The following is a 20,180-nucleotide window of genomic DNA, read 5'->3' on the forward strand; positions in this document are numbered from 1 at the left end:
CTTTTTTATGGCTGCCATCCCGTCAGGTTTACGAATCCTCCTTGTCCGGATCATCCGGTGCCGCGCGGGGCGCCCCGGCACCCGCCGCCTTCTTCCTGAAAGCTTCCATCAGATCCATGGGTAACGGAAAAACGATCGTCGAAGAATTGGCGTTGTTGGTGCTCATATCGGACAGCGTCTGCAGATAGCGCAACTGCATGGCACCTGAGTCGGTGGACATGACTTCCGCTGCCTCCACCAGTTTCTTCGAGGCCTGCAGTTCGCCTTCGGCGTGGATCACTTTGGCCCGGCGCTCACGTTCCGCTTCCGCCTGGCGGGCAATGGCGCGGATCATGGACTCGTTCAGGTCCACGTGCTTGATTTCCACATTGGCCACCTTGATGCCCCAGTCCTCGGTCTGGGCGTCGATAATCTCCTGGATGTCCGAATTAAGCTTGTCCCGCTCCGACAGCATCTCGTCGAGGTCATGCTTGCCCAGCACCGAACGAAGCGTGGTCTGGGAAAGCTGGCTGGTGGCGGACCCGAAATCCTCAACCCGCAGGATAGCCTTCTCCGGATCCACCACCCGGAAGTAGAGCACGGCGTTCACCCGCACCGTCACGTTATCCTTGGAGATCACATCCTGGCTGGGCACGTCCAGGGTAATGACCCGCAGGTCCACCCGCGTCATCTGCTGGATGCCCGGAATGATGATAATCAGCCCAGGCCCCTTCACACCCTGGAAACGCCCCAGGAAGAACACCACACCCCGCTCGTACTCCGGCAGGATGCGGATGGCCGAGCCCAGGATGATCAGTAGCACCACCGTGGGTGCAATCCAGGGAATCAGTTCACCGATCATAATGCCTCCTTACTGTCATGCGGCCCGTCTCCGGGGCTCACTGTTACCGTCAGGCCGTCAACCCGGTCAACCCGCAGCCACTGGCCACGGGGTACCGGTTCATCGCTGACGGCCTTCCAGCGTTCTCCACCGAGTTGTACGTGACCGCGATAGTGGTCCCCATCACGCTCGAAATCGTCCAGCGCCCGGCAACGCTCCTCGCTCATGTGCTCCATACCCACGGCCGGGGCCTTGCGACGCAGCCCCATGAACCGGGTCACGGTCCACAGGATAAAGCCGCCCGCCACCGCCGCCGTGCCACCGATCGCCGGCAGCGAAATGTTCTGGTGACTGCCATCCATCAGGATAACGGACCCGAGCACAAAGGCGATGATGCCGCCGATACCCAGCATGCCAAAGCTGGGCATGAACGCCTCCCCCACGATGAATGCCAGCCCCAGCAGGATCAGCGCCAGGCCGGCATAGTTCACCGACAGCACCTGGAAGGCGAACAGGGCCAGTACCAGGCAGATGGCGCCGATCACGCCTGGATACACGCTACCGGGGTTAGCCAGCTCAAAGATGATGCCGTAGAAACCGATAATCATCAGGAAATAGGCGATGTTGGGGTCGGTGATCACAGACAGCAGGCGGGTGCGCCAGTCCGGCTTCTGGCGCACGATGGTGAGGTTCTGCGTATCCAGGGTCTGCTGGCCGGTAGCCATGACCACAGAGCGGCCATGGATCTGGTTCAGCAGGTCATTCAGGTCGGCGGCCACCACATCGATGACGTTCTGCTCCAGGGCGTCCTCAGCCCCCAGGTTCACCGCCTCCCGGACCGCCCGTTCGGCCCAGTCCGCGTTGCGCCCGTGGCGGTCCGCCAGTCCACGGATGTAGCTCACCGCATCCTCCATGACCTTGCGCTCCATGGCGGTGCTGTCATCGGAGGACGATTCACTGGCATCCTCGGCGCTTTCACCATTGCCGGAAGGGGTATCGTCGTTATTGTCAGGAGGATCGCTGCTGCCGGGCATACCGCCCATCTGCACCGGCGTTGCCGAGCCCAGGTTAGTGGCCGGTGCCATCGCGGCCACATGGCTGCCATAAAGGATATAGGTACCGGCACTGGCCGCCCGGGCGCCGGACGGGCTGACCCAGGTGACCACCGGCACGTCGGAGGCGAGGATGGTCTTGATGATGGAACGCATGGAATTCATCAGGCCACCGGGGGTATCCATCCGCAGGACAACCACGGCGGCGTCCTGCTCACTGGCCTGCTCGATCCCGCGGACCACGTAGTCCATGGTGGCCGGCCCGATGGCCCCGTCTACCGACAGGACAACGGCAGAACGGCTGGAGGACGATTGCGCCAGCACCCACTGGCCGACAGACAGCCCGAAGGCCAGCACCATCAGCCCGGCCCACAGGCCAATGCGAAACCGCGAGGGTTCTGTCGGGGTTCTGAGTCTATCCATTCCGTGCTCCCATGCATGGAACTATCGACCACCACCCCGTTTAACGCCAGTCAACTTGCTCCGACGGATGCTACTCAGAACCAGCGCTGCGGAGAGGGCGGGGATGTTTCGGATGGACGGGTGGAAACCTGCTCCGGGCGCTCACCCGCCGCTGCCGCATCGCCATCACGACTGGCGACCCGGGGCACCCTTTCCCCTATCATACGGGGAATACCGTCGGCCTTATCAACCGTCAGTTCCACGGCCCGGCGCTGGACCTCCAGTCCGTCCACTTCTTCGGTAACACTGGCGAGCTTTTCGGTAACCTGTTGCCAGAGCTCTTCCTTCTCCGCTTCGGTGTACTTCTCATCGGAGCGATGGACTTCCAGCCACAGTTGCCCATTCTGCATACCCACCTTGACCGGCTGGCGTATTACCTGGACCGGGGTGCCCTTGCCCACCTGCTGCGCAAACCCGGTGATATCTTCATTGTACATGCGGAAACAGCCGTGGCTGACCTGGGTACCAACACCGAATCCCTTGTTGGTGCCATGGATCAGGTAGCCGTCCTCACTCAGGATCAGGGCATAGGGCCCCAGGGGATTATCCGGCCCGGGTGGGATCATGCGCGGCAGGTACTCGCCGTTGGCTTCATACTCAGCCCGGATACTGGCCGGTGGGTACCAGGCGGGGGATGCCACTCCCAGAGTCACTTCAGCATCGGTGATGGGGGATGGGTTGTCATCAGTGCCCACCCCGACCGGAAATACCTGAACGCCACCATCGCGGAAATAATAGAGGCGGTATTCCGCCAGATTGATCACAATGCCCTCACGCCGGGAATCCGGCAGGACATATTTGCGGGGCAGGGTAATACGGGTGCCGTCCCCGGGAAGCCAGGGATCAATATCGGGGTTGGCCTTGACCAGCTCCAGGTAACCCAGGCTTCGCTGGCTGCCAATGGCGGCGAAGGTATCTTCTTCCCGGGTCGTCATGGTCTGAAGCTTGCCCGCCAGGTCGCCTTCCAACACCCAGACCGGGGATTCCGGACGAGTCTGCTCACCAGACTCGTCGGCTTGCCCGGTTTGTGCAGGGCTTGCCTCGGACGATGCACTCCGGGCCTGCCGGCCATCGGTGTCCGCCTCGGCCATGGCCGAGGCGGCCCCCATCCACATCAGCAGGCTGACAACCGTGATTCCGATACCTTTGGTGTTGACCATTCTGGTGTTCCCGATATGACTGTAAGCCCGCTGCCGGGGCTCGTTAACTCTTGTGTATGACACCCCGACACAACCGGAGTTCCGGGGTGCCGGTTCCGACCGACACGGCTCATAGTCCATTGTAGGCTGCCACAACCGTAATAATAGCCAGGCAGACAAACAGAATACTGGCGCCGATCCTCGCGGTCGCCATCGGCAGCCGCTGCATCAGCCATTTTCCGGCCACAATAACCGGAATGTTTGCCAACAGCATACCAACCGTGGTGCCCACGATCACCCAGAAAGTAGCGTCGTATCGCGCCGCCAGTACCACCGTTGCCACCTGGGTCTTGTCACCGATCTCTGCCAGGAAGAACATTACCGTGGTGGCAGCGAAGGCTCCCAGGCCCAGCAGGGTCGACTCGTCGCTGTCGTCCCGGTCCGGGAACAGCAGCCACAGGGCGATGGCCAGGAAACTGAACGCCACCAGCCACGGCACCCATTCCTGGGGTAACCAGCTCGCCACCCAGGCACCCAGCAACGCGGAAAGCCCGTGATTCACCAGCGTAGCCACCAGGATTCCCATGATAATCGGTGTACGGCGGTGGAATCGGCTGATCAGGAAAAGCGATAACAACTGGGTCTTGTCGCCAATTTCAGCAATGGCGACTGACAGGGTAGAAGCGAGAAAGGCATCCATGATGTTTACAGGGCTCCAAGGCGGATCATCGAGACACAGGAAGCCATCACTCTCCGCCTATCGGAAGTGACAGCTCCCCGGGTCTTGCCAGTTCCGCCTGGCACTGCCTTTCAGCAATGCCCGGGAACGTGATGGCCATGGGGATGTACCCCAAGTATGTTGACCATCACCCACAGCATGTCACTGCTGCGGAGACTACTCCCCCGAAGGAGATCAAGAGCATAGCGGGCCGGCGACAGAATCTCAACCGGCACAACCTGACTATTTTTTCAGGTTGACGGCGTTTTCCATCACCCGTTCGAAGATACCAAGGGCCACTTCCAGGTCCTTGTCCTCGATGCCGGTCAGCAGTTCATCCCGCAGTATATCGCCACGCTCGTTCAGGTCCTTCATGAACCGCTCGCCAGCGCTGGTCAGGTACAGCCGACGGGCACGTCGGTCACGCTTGCAGGGCCGGCGTTCGATCAGACCCTGTTCTTCCAGGCTGTCGAGCAAACGCACCAGGGTGGGGTTCTCGATGGCCATAAGGTGAGCCAGCTCCCGCTGTGTCAGCCCTTCGCCACCACGCTGGAGATACACCATGGTGGACCAGCGCGCCTGGGTCACCCCCAGGTCCTTGAGGCGCTCATCCAACAACTTGCGCCAGCGTCGGGTTATCCGGGCAACGGCGAACGGAAACTGGTCTCGGATAGTCTGCTGATCCATGTGTCTTTGTCCTGTGGCCTGTCGATTCAGCAATAGTAAGCTAATCATTGAGACGAACACAAGTTACACATTGATCATACTTGTGCCAGATCAAATAGCGTCAGCCTGTCTGCCTGACCTCCTCCATATCCACTTCCGGGCCTGGATGGAAATCCTCGTTGCGGGGGTCGATTTCCGCCAGTACCGACGACGCTTCCGGCATGGTCGCCACGAAGTGCTCCTGCTCCGCCACGGGCACGTCCGGTGTGTGGCTGATCCGGTAACTGGTGGCGATGGCCAGCAATACCAGGAACCCCGCACTGCCCCAGAACAGCCCAGAAGGTCCGAGGGCCCCCATCAACTCGGCCATGACAATGGGACCGATAACACTGCCGATCCCGTAACTCAGAAGCAGCGTGGCACTGGCCGCCACGATCTGGTGCGACTCCAGCCGGTCATTGGTGATGGCCACCGCAATGGGGTAGAGACTGGCGGAAAACCCGGTGAACACCCCCACCAACACCATTAACACCGGAATGCTCGCGCTACCGGTCGTTGCCACCACCACAGCGGTCGTGGAGGCAATCATGGAGGCCATGAACATCACCCGCCGCCGATCGAAGCGGTCGCAGATGCGCCCCAGGGGCCAGGCAAGGAGCATGGCGGCGACGATGGCCACCGCCATGAACACCGAGGTCTTTGACACATCCAGACCGGCCATGGTGGCGTACACCGGACCCAGGGCGTAAAAAGAGCCAATCAGCACCCCGCACACCAGCGCCCCCGCCGCACCGGTGAAGGAATCCCTGGCCAGAGTAAAGAAGGATAACCGTTCGGCGGACTCAATCACCGGCGCGTCCATCTGGGTGAGGGAGAGCGGAATAAGTGCCAGGGTCAGCAGGATAGCCGCCAGGGTAAAGGGCATGAAGTTGGCCGGATCCCCCAGGTTGACCACCAGTTGGCCACCTGCCGCCGAAATGTAAAACACGATCTGGTAGACCGCGAACAGGGCGCCGCGGTTACTGCTGGTGGCCCGGCTGCTGAACCAGCTTTCAATCACCACCAGCACACCGGCGATGCTGAAACCCGAAAGAATCCGCAAAAGCGCCCAAAGCACCATGGTGACCGACAGGGGGTAGATGAGAGCGGTGACCGCTGCCAGCGCTGCAAACACGGCAAAGGCACGGATATGGCCGACACGGGTGATGACCCGGTGCACATAGAGGGTCCCCAGGACAAAACCCACGGAATAGCACACCAGAACCCAGCCGATCACCGACGGCTCCACACCTTCAATACTCAGACGGATACCCAGCAGGGTTGTCAGAAAGGCATTGCCACTGACCAGAAGCAGGATGCTCAGGATCAGCGCCGACAGTGACGCCACCATTCGGGTCATCGGTAACTCTCCGGGAAGGGTACGGTTTTTCGCAAGGACCCGCGTTCCACGGGCAATCAGGTGCCGAATCAACAGCAACCTTCATTTAAGCATCCATTGGCATTCGCAGCTATTACGCAGATGCCGAAACCCTCTTCTGAATGCTTTCCAAAAACCTCTGGAAGGCGCTCTGCGCCTGCGTTTTACAAAATTTTACATTAAGGGCCCGTAACACACCGACGTACCTTAATGCTGCTAACATCGGTCGGGTGATCATGGATCGGTCGCTGTCGACCCGACCTCTGTTAGCCATCACCAAGAGCCCGACACTATGAAAAAAACGGAATGGCCCATTCGCTGGGATCTGCTGCTGCGTTATCGTCTGATAGAAATTGTTGCCCTCTGGGAAGGTCGTCTTACTACCAATCACATCTGCCACGGTTTTGGCATTGGCCGTCAGCAGGCGTCAAAGGACATCAATACCTATCTGAGAGAACTGGCACCCGGCAACCTGGTGTACGACAGGCACTTGAAAGGCTACATCCCCGCCACGGATTTCCAGCCCGTGGTTACGCGGGGACAGCCGGAAGAGTATCTGGAACTGGCCTGCCGGCACCAATCACTGAGTGACTGCTTTGAGAATCTCGACATCGGACTGCCGGACAGCTGTGTGGTGCGGGCCCCCTGCCGTCAAGCCAGCCCCGAAGTCACCCGCGCCGTCATTACCGCCTGTCGCCAGAAGCGCAAGCTGGAAGCGCGCTACCTCACCCTTGACCACCCCGATGGTGAGCCGGTGGTCCTGGAACCCCACACCCTCGTCATGACCGGCCAGGGCTGGCATGTGCGTGCCTGGAGTGACCGCAAGGAAGGCTTTGGCGATTTCCGCCTCAGCCGCCTGACCGGCAAGCTCCAGGTATCCCGGGACAAGTCCCGCCACCGGGAAGAACACGACGAGCGCTGGAACCGCATGATCAGCCTCCGGGTCCAGCCCGCCGCCGGTCTCGATACAGCCCGTCGCCGACTGGTCTGTGCCGACTATGGCCTGGAGGACGGCCCCATGGAAATCCGCTGTCGTGAAGCCATGGCTCCCTGGCTGATGCCCATGCTGGGACTGTCTGCCGGTGGTCGCGAGGACGACATTGCCGCCACCCCCCTGGAACTGACCAATGGCGACGCCCTGCCGGCCTGGCTGAAGACAGACACCCAGCAACCCGCCAGGGCGACGCAGGCCGACGCTGTCTGACCGGAAGAAGACCCGGTCAGTGACACCTGCTGTTGCCCGCTGCCGGAACCTTCCCGGAAACGGTCTCGTGCTTCGAACGGTTGTTGCACTGTTGCTGTACACAACCATGGGTCCGCTGTGGGCAGCCTCCTGTGGCGACGCCCACAACCCGGTCTCCGATATCCAGGGCCGGGGCGGAAAATCCCCCATGGCTGGCAGGCAGGTCACGGTGGAAGGCATCCTGACCGTGGACGTGCGTCAACCGGGTGGATTCCAGGGCTTCTACCTCCAGCAGGCGCTGGCGGAGCAGGACGGGGACCCGGCCACCTCGGAGGGGCTGTTTGTCCATACCCGGGCCCGGGAGGGCAAGCCGGGGGACCGTGTGCGGGTTCGTGGTGAGGTCCGGGAGTATTACGGCCTGACCTCACTCACCAACGTCCGGCAGGTGGCAACCTGCGCCAGTCCGGGTTTGCCCGCCCCGACCGCCCTCCAGCCCGGCCAGTTACCCGAGGGTGGTCATGAGGCCCTCGAGGGCATGCTGGTACAAACCACCGAACCCCTGGTCATCACCGACACCTGGAACCTTGCCCGCTTTGGTGAACTGGTGCTTGCACCCTCCCTGCAGTGGACGCCGACCCAACGCCTGGAACCGGGGCCCAAGACACACGCCTTACTGGCACAACAGGAACAGCAGCGCCTGATACTGGATGATGGTCTCCGCAGGAAATACCCCCGCCCCATCCCCTACCTGCCCGACGGAACGTCACCAGGCAATCCCCTGCGGGTCGGCGACAGGATCGCCCCTGTCGCGGGGGTCATGGACTACCGTTTCGGGAATTGGCGCCTGCAGCCCCTGACGCAACCCGATATCTACCACGCCACCCCCCGGCAAATGCCACCAACACGACACCGGGAGGCCAACCTGCGGGTCGTCTCGCTGAACCTGGGCAACCTGTTCAACGGCGACGGCCAGGGCCAGGGATTTCCCACAGCCCGCGGTGCCCGTAACCACGCATCCTATCAGCAACAGTTGGCAAGATTATCCCGCCAGATACAGGCCACTGACCCGGACATCCTCGCGGTTTCGGAACTGGAGAATGACGGGTACGGCGACAACAGCGCACTGGCGGAACTGGCCCGGACCATCGGCGACCACTGGCGGTTTATAGAAGGGGGCACCGACCAGGACGACGATGTCATCCGCAATGCTCTGCTGTACCGCTCAGACAGGGTACAACCAACAGGACCGGCCACCCTGATCAACGACGGCGCCTTCCGGCAGTGGCACCGCCCGGCGCTGGCCCAGGCGTTCCGGCGTATCGACGGTGGAGCGGCACTGACGGTGATCGCCGTACACCTGAAATCCAAGGGTTGCCACAATGCCCCGGCGGCACAACAGGACCGCCGGGATGGCCAGGCCTGCTTTGCGGAGGCGCGGGAGTCCGCTGCCGGGGCACTGGCACGCTGGCGTCCGGATGGCAGCGGGAAGGATCACCTGATACTGCTGGCCGGAGACTTCAACGCCTACGCCCGGGAAGCTCCCCTTCAGGTCCTGGGCAACACCGGCTATACCGACCTCATTACCCACTTCCACGGTCTCGAGCAGGGAACATTCCGCTACCACGGACGCCTGGGTACCCTGGACTATCATCTGGCGAACGACGCGTTGATGGAGCGGGTGAAGGCCAGTCACATCTGGTCGGTCAACGCCGAGGAGCCCCGACTGAGGGCCTACAATGCCACCACGGACACCGATGTACCGGAGGACTCGCCATGGCGGGCCTCGGACCACAACCCGGTGATGACCGACCTGAGGCTATAGCCCGCCTTGATGCCGGCATCCGGTCGGGTCAGTCAATACCGACAATCTTGTGCATCTGGATGGTCAGGCGCCACTGGGGGTGCTGCAGGCAGTAGTCCACCGCCTTGCGGGTATTGCTGGCCTTGACCGGATCCCGGCCATCGTCCGGGGTGATCGGCGACGCCATGGGAGACAGGAAGTAATGATGGGCCCGGATCGACCGGAACCGCTCCGGCATGGCCAGGGGCTGCGGATAGACCACCTTAAGTTCATCACACTCGCGGATCACCACGGTGGCATCGGCCTTGGGACTGACGCAGAGCCAGTCGATACCCGACGGTGCCGGCAGGGTGCCGTTGGTTTCCACCCCCACCTCGAACCCCTGTTCGTGGAAGGCGGCGATCAGGGGCTCATCAAGCTGTAGCAGGGGTTCACCACCGGTACACACCACATAGGGCCGAAGCCCGGACTCGCGGGCCGACCGGGTGTCCGGGGGCCACAGCGACGCCACGTGGGCCGCCAGGGCGGCGGCGGTGTCAAAACGGCCACCATTCTGGCCATCGGTACCGACAAAGTCCGTATCGCAGAAATCACACACCGCCGTGGCCCGGCCGGATTCCCGGCCATTCCAAAGGTTGCACTTGCTGAACCGGCAGAACACGGCGGCACGCCCGGCCTGGGCGCCTTCCCCCTGGAGGGTGTAGAAGGCTTCCTTCACCCGGTACATCAGTTGCGGGCCTCATAGGGCAGGGGGTCGGTAACGCCGTGGGAGGCAAAGGCTTCCAGCCGCTCGACACAGGAGCCGCAGACACCACAGGCCTTGTGTCGCCCGTTGTAGCAGGTCCAGGTCTGGCCATAGTCGAGGCCCATGGCCAGGCCTTCGGCGAGTATCTCCGCCTTGTCGGCGCGTATGTAGGGGGCTTCGACGGCCACCGGCTCGTAGTTAGCCACCCGGCACACCGCATCCATCTTCTCGACGAATTCCGGTCGACAGTCGGGGTAGATGGCGTGATCGCCACCATGGGCACCGAACCAGACCGCATCCGCCGCCACGGTCACTGCATAGCCGGTGGCCAGGGACAGCAGGATCATGTTGCGGTTGGGCACCACGGTGGATTTCATGCTCTCTTCCTCGTAGTGCCCCTCTGGCACCTCGCTGCCCCCGGTCAGGGCAGAGCCCGCCATCACCGCCTGCAGGGACCGGATATCCAGCACCTTGTGGGGCAGGCCCAGGTCGCCGCAGACGGCGGAGGCCGCCTCCAGTTCGCGGACATGGCGCTGGCCATAGTCAAACGACAGCGCGTGCACCCGGTGCCCTTCCGCCAAGGCCCGGTGGAGCAGGGTGAATGAGTCCATCCCCCCTGAGTAGATCACGACAACGGTTTTCGACACCTGCCCTCCCGCTTGCAAAATGGACAATAGTGCACTGTTTGGTTACCCGGTATTGGGCCAGCATCAGCGCATCCCTCGAACGTACCCCTCGGAAGTACCGGACTGTCGGAAATCCTGCGCCGGGGTATGATCGACTTTCTATTGTAACAGCCACCCGACAGTATGGGTTCGCGTCAAGACACATGGACGGTTACACTTTGCAGACAGCTCAACGACTAACTGATTTGCCGATGACCCAGCCCAACGCACCGGCCTTTATTGACTTTGAGGCTTCCAGCCTCGACCTGATCGCCAGTTACCCGATCGAGGTTGGCCTGTGCCTGCCGGATGGTTCCCTGCATAGCTGGCTGATCAAGCCCCACGTACTCTGGCACGACTGGTCGGACAGTGCCGAGGCAATCCACGGCATCAGCCGCGATACACTGAAAGCGGAAGGTCTGAGTGTCAGACAGGTGGCCCACCACCTCAACGAACTGCTCGACGGCGAGGTGTTCTGCGATGCCTGGACCTTCGACAGTTTCTGGCTGCACCGCCTCTACCGGGCGGCGGACATGCGCCCCGCCTTCCAGCTCGAGTCGGTATCGCTGCTGCTGTCCCCGGCTCAGATCCAGCACTGGTCCGCCACCCGGCACCAGGTGATCGAAGACCTGGGACTGCCGGTTCACCGGGCTGCCAATGATGCCCGCATCCTCCACTCCACCTGGTGCCAGGTAACCGCCGCCGTCGGAAGTGACCAGCACGCCCCCCTGGGCAAGCTGTAGATCTCTCACGCAAAAAAAAGGCGCTGCGGGAAGCCCGTAGCGCCAAAACAATAAAGGAGAGATCACACAGTAACTGACGTGATACTGCGGATTGCACAACGTAAAACACGTGACACTGATTATTCTCCGTATCGCTCCCCTGGCCGTCTGTACGCGTTTGCCGAAGGCAGGGTTTGTGCTTATGCCCGCCGCGCGCCTACCCATTTGCAAACCACCACCTCCGCGATACACTGATACGTCGTCGGCCCTTCGGTGGCCGGCCGTCCACTGAACAGCATTACCTGACTATGAAACCGTACGGAGAGTCCCACATGGGCTTGAAGAAACATCGCTATCCATTGTTCACGGGTACACGGCGCAAGGCCCTGATGCCGGTCCGTGGCGTGGTGATTTTCAGGTAAAGCTTTCGGTTCTGCCCGGAAGCTCAGGCGACCGGGCATGCAGTCTCCCGCATGAAGACCCGGTCCCGTGAGGCCGGGTTTTTCGTTTTTTGCAGCCGCAAAACGGTAAGGAGATTGCTATGAGCAGCGCCATGAACAGACCAACAACCAGACGTGCCGCCAACGTACCGGCCAGCCGCAGGCCCGGCCCTATCCGCCGCCCGGAGAAAATGCCGCTGCTGGATGCGATCTGCAGGAAACTGAACCAGCGGGTCAATCTTGACGATGAACGCAGCGTGCTCGGTCTCTATGAACGCGGCTGGATCTTCAACGGCGTACTGGCCAGCCTGGATGGCGCCGAGGCCCGTTACGTCAAGGCACTGGCGAGCCGCTACGACTCCTGGATCGCCCGGCAGGTGGCGTAACGGCGTTAATGCTATAGTCTGGTTCATGATAACAAGGAGCATGTCATGAGCCAGACTTCCGTTGCCGATACCCTGCGGGAATACCTTTCTCTCCTGGAAATCCTCGACGATGCTTATTGGGAAGCCAGCACCATCCAGAACAAGGACCTGCTGTACGACATCATCAGCATCTTCCATCAGGAAGTGGCGGAACTGAACAAGCTCAGCGTGCAGGACCACCACTACCCCTACGAAGTGATCACCGAGGGCATCCGCCGGGTGGTACCGCAACTGGAACGACTTGACGAGGAACGTCACGACATTATCCAGCGCACCCAGACCCTCACCGATTTCCGCGACATTGTCTCCTCGGTGCTGGGTATCCTGGAGGCCCAGCTACGCACCATCTGATTCGGTTACGTACCACCTGATTCGATAGTACCCGGCACCTCACTCACCACCACGGTACGGTTACGGCCGCGCTCCTTGGCCTGGTACATGGCCTTGTCCGCCATACGGCACAAAGTAGCCGCCGAACCGGCGTGATCGGGATAGACCGCCACCCCGATGCTGATGGTCAGGTTCAGGGTTTCACCCACCGAGGTTCGGACTGGCTCGTCGGCAATGTGCCGACGCAGACGCTCGGCAATATCCCAGGCCTCCTCCACGGACATCTCCGGCAGGACCACGATGAACTCCTCGCCGCCGAAACGCCCCAGGGTATCCACGGTACGGACACTTTCGGCGAGACGCAGGCTGATGGTGCGAAGCACCTCATCCCCCACCTCGTGGCCCCGGGTATCGTTGACCTCCTTGAAGTTATCCAGATCAATCCACAGCACCGCCAGCCGACGTTCATAGCGCTCCGCCCGGGCCACCTCCTCCTGCAGGATGCGTTCGGTTTCCCGCCGGTTGAACTGACCGGTCAGGGGATCCAGGGTCGCCAGTTCCGACAGGCGGACTTCCAGGGCCTTGCGATCGGTAACATCCAGGATAATGCCTTCGAGCACCAGGCCACCGTCATCCTTGACACTACGCCCGCGCTCCCAGACCCAAATCACCTCACCATCCGCCCGGCGCAGCCGATACTCCACGGAAAAAGGCTCGGCGGACCCAATGGCGGTCTCCACTGCCTGGGTCACGCTGACGGCGTCCTCCGCCAGTATCAGGGTGGCCCAGGACACCTCCTGATTATCAATCAGGTCCTCGGGGGCATGGCCGGTCAGGTCCCGGCAGCCGCTGGAAATGAACTTCATGGTCCAATGTTCGTCGTACAGGCACCGGTAGGCCATGCCCGGCAGGTTATCCATGATGGTGGCCAACTGCCGTTCCCGAGCCAGAAGCGCCCGCTCCGCAGCCTTGCGTTCGGTAATGTCGATCCCCAGGGCAATGGAGCCTACCACCCGTCCATGGACATCCCGGAACGCCTTGGAATGCCAGGCCATCACCCGTTCACCGTTCTGGCGGGTCTGGATGGATGTCTCCAGGCCTTCGGCCTCTTCACGACCGGCCAGGATGCGATACACCCTGTCCCGCACCCACTGCCGATATGGGGGGTCTGGGTAAAGGGCCTCCCAGATGGTGTCATTGCCGATGGCCTCGTCACTGGTATAACCACTGATCTGTTCCGCTGCCCGGTTCCAGAGCTGGATGCGGCCATCCTGATCCAGCAGGTTAATCCAGATATTGGCGTTGTCGATGACACTGCGCTGGAACTCGCTGAGTTTGATGATCTCCTGCTGTTGCCCGTACTGGCGTTCAAACAGTTCCTGGTCGCGGCGGAACTGCCGCAACATGGCCAGGAAAAGGACGGCGGCGGTTACCGCGACAAAGCCCCATCCCTTCCAGGTCTGAGCACGGGTCAGCATCTGGGGGTCATTGACCAGCCGTTCAACGGCAGCGTCTGAGAACAGGATCCAGACCCCGCCAGCCAGGAGGTAGGCTAAAGCAATAATGAGTGACCGTTTTAACGGTAGTCGGTCTCTTCGGGTGTGGTCCATCAAATAGCGGTCCATCATACTGCCAGGCAATAGCCTTTATCACTGTCGCGCCGGGGCTCCGGCAAACGCGAGGAGGTACAGTTTCATTGCCCGGGGCGTTACCGGGGATACTCTTAACAGTAGTGTGTCACCTCTGTAACGTCGACCGCTTCCACAATTTTTTACGACTGTCATACTGCGGGAATACAAAGTTTCCAGAAGACATCGCTACAGGGATACTTCACATGACATCCGGTCACCCGGGATCCACTGCCAAGGAAAACCGACGGGCGCTCTGGTCATGGGCACTCTATGACTGGGCCAACAGTGCCTTCTTCACCATCATCCTCACCTTCATCTTCGCCCGCTATTTCAGCCAGTCGGTGGTTCAGGACGATGTCGCCGGCACCGAAGCCTGGGGCAACATCGTCGGGCTCTCCGGTCTCGCCGTGGCCGTCCTCGCCCCGATACTGGGGGCCATCGCCGACCAGAACGGCCGCCGCAAGCCCTGGCTGATTGCCTTCACCCTGCTGTGCGTGGTCTCCACCGCCATGCTCTGGTTTGTCGCGCCCGGTAGTGGTGACCTGTGGTTCGCCGCCTTCTGGATCAGTCTCGGCATACTGGGCGCTGAATGCGCCTTTATCTTCTACAACGCCATGCTGCCTGATCTCGCCACGCCCGAACGGGTGGGCCGCTGGTCCGGCTGGTCCTGGGGACTGGGCTACGTCGGCGGCGTTACCTGCCTGGTGGTGGCATTGTTCGTCTTCATTGAGGGTGATACCAGCTGGCTGGGCCTGGACCGAGACGCGCTGGAGCATGTGCGCGCCACCTTTGTACTGGTGGCGATCTGGTACCTGGTGTTCTCCCTGCCGGCCTTCTTTTTCGTTCCGGACCGGCCGTCCCGGGGCCTGCCACTGGTGCCGGCGGTCAGGGCGGGCCTGGTCCAGCTCCGGGACTCCATCCGCCAGGTGCGGCAGTACCGGACCATTGTCCGTTTCCTGATCGCCCGCATGCTCTACACCGACGGCCTCGCCACCATCTTCACCTTCGGTGGGGTTTATGCCGCCGGCACCTTTGGTATGGACCAGACCCAGGTACTGCAGTTCGCCATCGCCCTGAACGTCACTTCCGGTCTGGGAGCCCTGGCCTTTTCCTGGGTGGATGATGCGATCGGCGGGCGCAATACCGTGCTGTTGTCGCTGACCGGGCTGACCCTGTGCGCCGCTTCCATTCTCCTGGTCACGGATCCGCTATGGTTCTGGGTCGTGGGTATGACCCTGGGCATCTTCGTGGGCCCGCTGCAATCCGCCAGCCGCTCCTATATGGCCCGGGTGGCGCCACCACACCTGCAGACCCAGATGTTTGGCCTGTTTGCCTTCTCAGGCAAGGCCACCGCATTCCTGGGCCCGTTGATGGTAGGTTGGGTAACCGCCGTTTCCGGCAGCCAGCGCTGGGGAATGAGCACCATCCTTATTTTCCTGCTGATCGGTTTTGCGATTATGCTGACGGTGCCACCGGCATCCAGAACCATCCATCACCAACCTGCGGAAGCGAAGTAAACCATGACACCCGGTATCGAGTCTGCCAGAAAGGCAGGCATCCAACACACCATCCACCAGTACGACCACGACGCCAACGGCGAATCCTACGGCCTGGAGGCGGCGGAAAAGATGGGCGTGGACCCGGCGCGGGTGTTCAAGACCCTGGTGGTGGAGACCGATGGCGGGCAACTGGTGGTGGCGATCGTGCCGGTTTCCACCAGCCTCAACCTCAAGAAAATCGCCAAAGCCGCCAAGGCAAAGAAGGCCGCCATGGCGGACAAGCAGAAAGTGCAGCGTACCACCGGCTACGTGCTCGGCGGCGTCAGCCCCCTGGGCCAGAAGAAGGCCCTGACCACCGTCATCGATGACACCGCGAACCACTTCGACACCCTCTACGTCAGCGCCGGGCGGCGGGGCCTGGAAATCGAACTGGCGCCGGCGGACCTGGTAAAGCTGACAAACGGCATTTTTGCGGATATCCGGCAGGACTGATAGCTCCCGCCCCCCTTCAATCGAACCTCCTGCGCTATAGCACAAAAAAGCCCGGTCGGGTCTCCCCGGCCGGGCTTTTTACTACCGGACTGTCACTCAGGTGCGCTTGGCGCTCTCCCGGGCTTCGTCCAGGATTTTATTGAGGGTCTCGCTGGGCTGCATGATCTTGCAGACCTTGTCCGCGGGCGGGTGGTAGTAACCACCGATGTCCGCCGGATGGCCCTGGATCACGCTCATTTCCTCCAGGATCTGGTCCTTGTTCTCTTCCAACTGCTTGGACAGCCTGGTAAAGAACTCCTTCAGGTCCTTGTCGCCATCCTGGTTGGCCAGCTCCTCCGCCCAGTAGCGGGCCAGGTGGAAGTGGCTGCCGCGGTTATCCAGCTCGCCGGTTACCCGGGACGGTGACTGGTTGTTCTCCAGCAGGCGGCCGGTGGCCGTGTCCAGGGCCTCACCCATCAGACGGGCGCGCTGGTTGTCCTGCTTCTCGCCCAGCTCCTCCAGGGAGACCGCGATGGCCAGGAATTCACCCAGGGAGTCCCAACGCAGGTGGTTCTCCTCCAGCAGTTGCTGCACATGCTTGGGCGCGGAACCGCCGGCGCCGGTCTCGTACAGGCCACCGCCGTTGAGCAGCGGCACGATGGACAGCATCTTGGCGCTGGTGCCCAGTTCCAGGATCGGGAACAGATCGGTGAGGTAGTCACGCAGGACGTTGCCGGTCACGGAAATGGTGTCCAGGCCGCGGATCAGGCGCTCCATGGTCCAGCGGATGGCGCGAACCGGCGACATGATGCGGATGTCCAGGCCTTCGGTGTCGTGTTCCTTGAGATAGGTCTTCACCTTCTCGATCAGCTGGGCATCGTGGGGACGCTCGTCATCCAGCCAGAACACCGCCGGCATGCCGGTGGCTCGGGCCCGGTTGACCGCCAGCTTGACCCAGTCACGGATCGGCAGGTCCTTGGTCTGGCAGGCACGCCAGATGTCGCCTTCCTCGACCTTGTGCTCGGTCAGCACGGTGCCGTCCTCGGTGACAATGCGGACGGTGCCGGCTTCGGGAATCTCGAAGGTCTTGTCGTGGGAGCCGTATTCCTCGGCCTTCTGGGCCATCAGGCCCACGTTGGGTACGGTGCCCATGGTGGTGGGATCGAAGGCGCCGTGGGTCTTACAGAAGTTGATCACTTCCTGGTAGATGGTGGCGTAGGTGGACTCCGGCATCACGGCCTTGGTGTCCTTCAGCTTGCCATCACGGGCCCACATCTTGCCAGAGTTGCGGATCATCGCCGGCATGGAGGCATCCACGATCACGTCGCTGGGCACGTGCAGGTTGGTGATGCCTTTGACCGAGTCCACCATGGCGATTTCCGGCCGGTGCTCATAAGTCTTGTGCAGGTCTTCCTGGATCTGTTCCTGCTTGGACTCCGGCAGTTGCTTGATCTTCTCGATCACGGACGACAGGCCGTTGTTCGGGTTGACGCCGATTTCCTGGAACAGGTCGCCGTACTTCTCGAACAGCTCCTTGTAGAAGACCTTCACCGCGTGACCGAACACGATCGGGTGGGAGATCTTCATCATGGTGGCCTTCACGTGCAGGGAGAACATCACACCGCTGTTCTCACAATCGGCAATGGCGTCCTCGAAGAACTTCACCAGGGCCTGCTTGCTCATGTACATGCCATCAAGCACTTCGCCTTCCTGCAACGGCAGGTCGGACTTCAGCACCGTCTGCTCACCCTTGCTGTTCTCAAACACGATGTTGGCCTTGGTGGCCTTGTCGAGGGTGACTGACTGTTCGCTGGAGTAGAAATCGCCGCCACGCATGTGGGCAACGTGGGTGCGGGACGCGGGGCTCCACTCACCCATGGAGTGCGGGTACTTGCGGGCGAAGGCCTTGACCGCGGCGGGGGCACGACGGTCGGAGTTGCCTTCACGCAGTACCGGGTTCACGGCGCTGCCGAGAACCTTGGAATAGCGTTTATGGGCTTCCTTTTCCTCATCGGTTTCCGGATGTTCCTTGTACTCGGGAACCTTGTAGCCCTGCTCGTTCAGCTCCTTGATGGCCGCCCGGAGCTGCGGGATGGACGCGCTGATGTTCGGCAGCTTGATGATGTTGGCGTCCGGGTCCTTGGTGTACTCGCCCAGTTCCGCCAGGGCATCGGGGACCCGCTGGTCTTCTTCAAGGTAATCGGGGAACGCCGCCAGGATACGGGCGGCGAGGGAAATATCACTGGTCTCGAAAGTGATGCCCGCCGGTGCGGTAAAGGTCTGCAGGATCGGTAGCAGGGAGCGGGTCGCCAGGGCCGGCGCTTCGTCGGTCAGTGTGTAGACAATCTTCGGATTTTCGGTTGTCATTTTCGTCCTCTGGATAATGGATGAATTCAGGACGGTCACCATCTGGTCAAGCGTCTTGTGAACCCCCGACCGCAACAATGACTGAATAGGGTCTTTTGATGAGTCACATAAGATAGCATTTTTTTTTAATATTGGGTTACGATCTTAGTCTTAAGGTCAGATTTCACCATTCCGTCATATGGCATTCCCACCCATTAAAACCGACGCTTACCGCCCGGGAACTGGCCTGGCATTCCCACCTGACCTGTGCTTTAGTATTGGACATAAACCTTCACCGCCTACCTTTCCTGGAGTACCCGCATGATCCATGGACGGATTGGTCCATTCGTCGCCCTGATCGCCCTTGCAGCCCTACTGGGCGCCTGTGCACATCAAAGCTCTACCGTCGTTACCGATGTCCAGTCGACCGGCCAGCCCAGTCGTGGTTTTTCCAACATCCTGGTAGTGGCAGCCAACGGAAACCCGGAGGTACGCAGGGCGGTGGGCAAGGCATTGACCGACCAGATCGTCCGGAAAGGTGTCAGCGCCTTTTACCTTGCCGATGACAACGACGTCCTGTCCTGGGATAACCCGGCGGAACTGCGCAGCCAGTTACTCGATATCGCCACCAAGGGCCAGTACGACGGGGTACTGGTGATGTCACTGGTCGACAAGAAACACCACGAGAACTACCAGCCGGAAACCGTGAGCTACATCCCGGACAACCGGGACATTGGTCCAACGGCATCCATGACCTACATGGAACGTTCGGTCCAGCCGGCCTCTTTCAAACGCTCGGTGGAATACGTCATCCAGTCAACTCTCTATGATGGCACCAACGGCAATGCGGTCTGGCGGGCACTTTCCCGCACGGTCGACCCCGATTCCCTGGACAAGGCCGCCAGGGAGTTCGCCTCGGTCGTTGCCGAAGCATTGGACGCACCGCTCGGTCAGGGGGGCTCCCAATGACCCGATCAGGCCCAACCATTGTGCTGGTCTGCGCTATGACGGTGGTCACTGGCTGCGCAAACCGGGATGCCAGCCTCTCCCAGGGCGTCGATGATCCCTGCGCCACCGTCCAGGGGCTGATCGCCGAATACCCGGAGGGCTTCCCGTCCTACCGCGGAAAAGCCAACAACACCCGCAATATCACCACCTATCGGGCGAAGAAAGACCTGGTGGCCGGTCATTGCGAGATCTGGCAGTGGGGTAATGGCGACACCGCCTATAGCTGTTCGGCGGCGGCACCCTCCATCGATATTGCCAGGGATCGATACCTCAAGTCCGTTAACTACCTGATGCAATGCCTGGGGCCGGACTGGAGCACCGTTGAAATGACCCGTGACCGGGATGGCGAGACCGACGGCCAGCTCACTCGGTTCACCTCCGGCGAGCATCCGGACCTGTCCGTATCGGTCCATCTGATCGACGAGAAACGAGGCCCGAAACACAGCTACACCAACTACCTGTACCTGGGCACGGACGCCCAGGACCCGGGGGCGACCGACTGACCCGCCAACCATCGGGACTGGCATGGGTCGGCACAGCGTATGACAACCGGCAGCCAACGGAGCGGCATCAACCTGGTGGTCTGGCTGGCACTCAGCCTGCCGGCCGTCGCCGGGGCCAGTGATTTCACCCAGGCCGG

The 20,180-nt window shown here is 61.4% G+C and carries 19 protein-coding genes; 9 read left to right on the forward strand and 10 right to left on the reverse strand.

The annotated features are described in order from the left end of the window. Window positions 1–28 precede the first annotated feature (28 nt). The 6 genes from ACJO3T_RS16015 to ACJO3T_RS16040 form a co-directional block, all read right to left on the reverse strand. Window positions 29–841, reverse strand: coding sequence for a slipin family protein (locus tag ACJO3T_RS16015; RefSeq protein WP_406962736.1), 813 nt, complete (start codon window positions 839–841; stop codon window positions 29–31). Beyond that, window positions 838–2,295: an NfeD family protein gene (locus tag ACJO3T_RS16020; RefSeq protein ID WP_406979114.1), complete on the reverse strand. Its 1,458-nt coding sequence runs from the start codon at window positions 2,293–2,295 to the stop codon at window positions 838–840. Before ACJO3T_RS16020 ends, ACJO3T_RS16015 begins: the two co-directional genes overlap by 4 nt. 74 nt (window positions 2,296–2,369) lie before the next feature. Then, a complete protein-coding gene (locus ACJO3T_RS16025; protein ID WP_406979115.1) occupies window positions 2,370–3,494 on the reverse strand; it encodes a L,D-transpeptidase family protein in 1,125 nt (374 codons plus the stop codon). 109 nt (window positions 3,495–3,603) lie between these two features. After that, a complete protein-coding gene (locus ACJO3T_RS16030) occupies window positions 3,604–4,173 on the reverse strand; it encodes a TMEM165/GDT1 family protein (protein ID WP_406962730.1) in 570 nt (189 codons plus the stop codon). Between the two features lie 261 nt (window positions 4,174–4,434). Continuing rightward, window positions 4,435–4,863, reverse strand: a complete 429-nt coding sequence (locus tag ACJO3T_RS16035) for a MarR family transcriptional regulator (protein WP_406962808.1) — start codon at window positions 4,861–4,863, stop codon at window positions 4,435–4,437. Window positions 4,864–4,978: 115 nt separating this feature from the next. Beyond that, window positions 4,979–6,256 carry an MFS transporter gene (locus ACJO3T_RS16040; protein ID WP_406962728.1) on the reverse strand — a complete coding sequence of 426 codons (1,278 nt, stop codon included), beginning with the start codon at window positions 6,254–6,256 and terminating at the stop codon, window positions 4,979–4,981. A 310-nt stretch (window positions 6,257–6,566) separates the two neighbouring features. On the opposite strand from ACJO3T_RS16040, the gene ACJO3T_RS16045 reads away from it, so the two are divergent. Then, entirely contained in the window at window positions 6,567–7,478 is a 912-nt protein-coding gene (locus ACJO3T_RS16045; RefSeq protein ID WP_406962726.1) for a WYL domain-containing protein, read from the forward strand. Window positions 7,479–7,545: 67 nt separating this feature from the next. After that, window positions 7,546–9,279, forward strand: coding sequence for an ExeM/NucH family extracellular endonuclease (locus tag ACJO3T_RS16050; RefSeq protein ID WP_406979116.1), 1,734 nt, complete (start codon window positions 7,546–7,548; stop codon window positions 9,277–9,279). Between the two features lie 28 nt (window positions 9,280–9,307). Here the strand turns inward: ACJO3T_RS16050 and queE are convergent, their stop codons facing one another. Both queE and queC read right to left on the reverse strand, forming a co-directional pair. Further along, window positions 9,308–9,985 carry a 7-carboxy-7-deazaguanine synthase gene (gene queE, locus ACJO3T_RS16055; protein ID WP_406979117.1) on the reverse strand — a complete coding sequence of 226 codons (678 nt, stop codon included), beginning with the start codon at window positions 9,983–9,985 and terminating at the stop codon, window positions 9,308–9,310. After that, window positions 9,985–10,650 carry a 7-cyano-7-deazaguanine synthase QueC gene (gene queC, locus ACJO3T_RS16060; RefSeq protein WP_406979118.1) on the reverse strand — a complete coding sequence of 222 codons (666 nt, stop codon included), beginning with the start codon at window positions 10,648–10,650 and terminating at the stop codon, window positions 9,985–9,987. The genes queE and queC overlap by 1 nt, the downstream gene beginning before the upstream one ends. A gap of 230 nt (window positions 10,651–10,880) precedes the next feature. On the opposite strand from queC, the gene ACJO3T_RS16065 reads away from it, so the two are divergent. The 3 genes from ACJO3T_RS16065 (at window position 10,881) to ACJO3T_RS16075 (ending at window position 12,606) form a co-directional block, all read left to right on the forward strand. Next, window positions 10,881–11,411 carry a 3'-5' exonuclease gene (locus tag ACJO3T_RS16065; protein WP_406962718.1) on the forward strand — a complete coding sequence of 177 codons (531 nt, stop codon included), beginning with the start codon at window positions 10,881–10,883 and terminating at the stop codon, window positions 11,409–11,411. A 532-nt stretch (window positions 11,412–11,943) separates the two neighbouring features. Beyond that, the gene (locus ACJO3T_RS16070) at window positions 11,944–12,216 is read left to right on the forward strand and encodes a hypothetical protein (protein WP_328185384.1); all 273 of its coding nucleotides are present in this window, start codon (window positions 11,944–11,946) and stop codon (window positions 12,214–12,216) included. 45 nt (window positions 12,217–12,261) lie between these two features. Continuing rightward, window positions 12,262–12,606 (forward strand): hypothetical protein, encoded by a 345-nt coding sequence (locus tag ACJO3T_RS16075; protein ID WP_328185383.1) that lies wholly within the window; start codon window positions 12,262–12,264, stop codon window positions 12,604–12,606. A 5-nt stretch (window positions 12,607–12,611) separates the two neighbouring features. Here ACJO3T_RS16075 and ACJO3T_RS16080 read toward each other — a convergent pair whose 3' ends face one another. Continuing rightward, window positions 12,612–14,063 (reverse strand): sensor domain-containing diguanylate cyclase, encoded by a 1,452-nt coding sequence (locus tag ACJO3T_RS16080; RefSeq protein ID WP_406979119.1) that lies wholly within the window; start codon window positions 14,061–14,063, stop codon window positions 12,612–12,614. 356 nt (window positions 14,064–14,419) lie between these two features. Between ACJO3T_RS16080 and ACJO3T_RS16085 the strand changes: the two genes are divergently transcribed. Both ACJO3T_RS16085 and ybaK read left to right on the forward strand, forming a co-directional pair. Then, window positions 14,420–15,733, forward strand: coding sequence for an MFS transporter (locus ACJO3T_RS16085; RefSeq protein ID WP_406979120.1), 1,314 nt, complete (start codon window positions 14,420–14,422; stop codon window positions 15,731–15,733). Between the two features lie 3 nt (window positions 15,734–15,736). After that, the gene (gene ybaK / locus ACJO3T_RS16090; RefSeq protein WP_406962712.1) at window positions 15,737–16,207 is read left to right on the forward strand and encodes a Cys-tRNA(Pro) deacylase; all 471 of its coding nucleotides are present in this window, start codon (window positions 15,737–15,739) and stop codon (window positions 16,205–16,207) included. 96 nt (window positions 16,208–16,303) lie between these two features. On the opposite strand, the gene ACJO3T_RS16095 is transcribed toward ybaK, so the two are convergent. Continuing rightward, window positions 16,304–18,553, reverse strand: coding sequence for an NADP-dependent isocitrate dehydrogenase (locus ACJO3T_RS16095; RefSeq protein WP_406979122.1), 2,250 nt, complete (start codon window positions 18,551–18,553; stop codon window positions 16,304–16,306). A gap of 300 nt (window positions 18,554–18,853) precedes the next feature. On the opposite strand from ACJO3T_RS16095, the gene ACJO3T_RS16100 reads away from it, so the two are divergent. Then, entirely contained in the window at window positions 18,854–19,501 is a 648-nt protein-coding gene (locus ACJO3T_RS16100) for a hypothetical protein (RefSeq protein WP_406979124.1), read from the forward strand. Continuing rightward, window positions 19,498–20,043: a hypothetical protein gene (locus ACJO3T_RS16105; RefSeq protein ID WP_406979125.1), complete on the forward strand. Its 546-nt coding sequence runs from the start codon at window positions 19,498–19,500 to the stop codon at window positions 20,041–20,043. The genes ACJO3T_RS16100 and ACJO3T_RS16105 overlap by 4 nt, the downstream gene beginning before the upstream one ends. Window positions 20,044–20,180 lie beyond the last annotated feature (137 nt).

This window comes from Marinobacter shunpengi (genome assembly GCF_045449715.1).
GTDB lineage: Bacteria > Pseudomonadota > Gammaproteobacteria > Pseudomonadales > Oleiphilaceae > Marinobacter.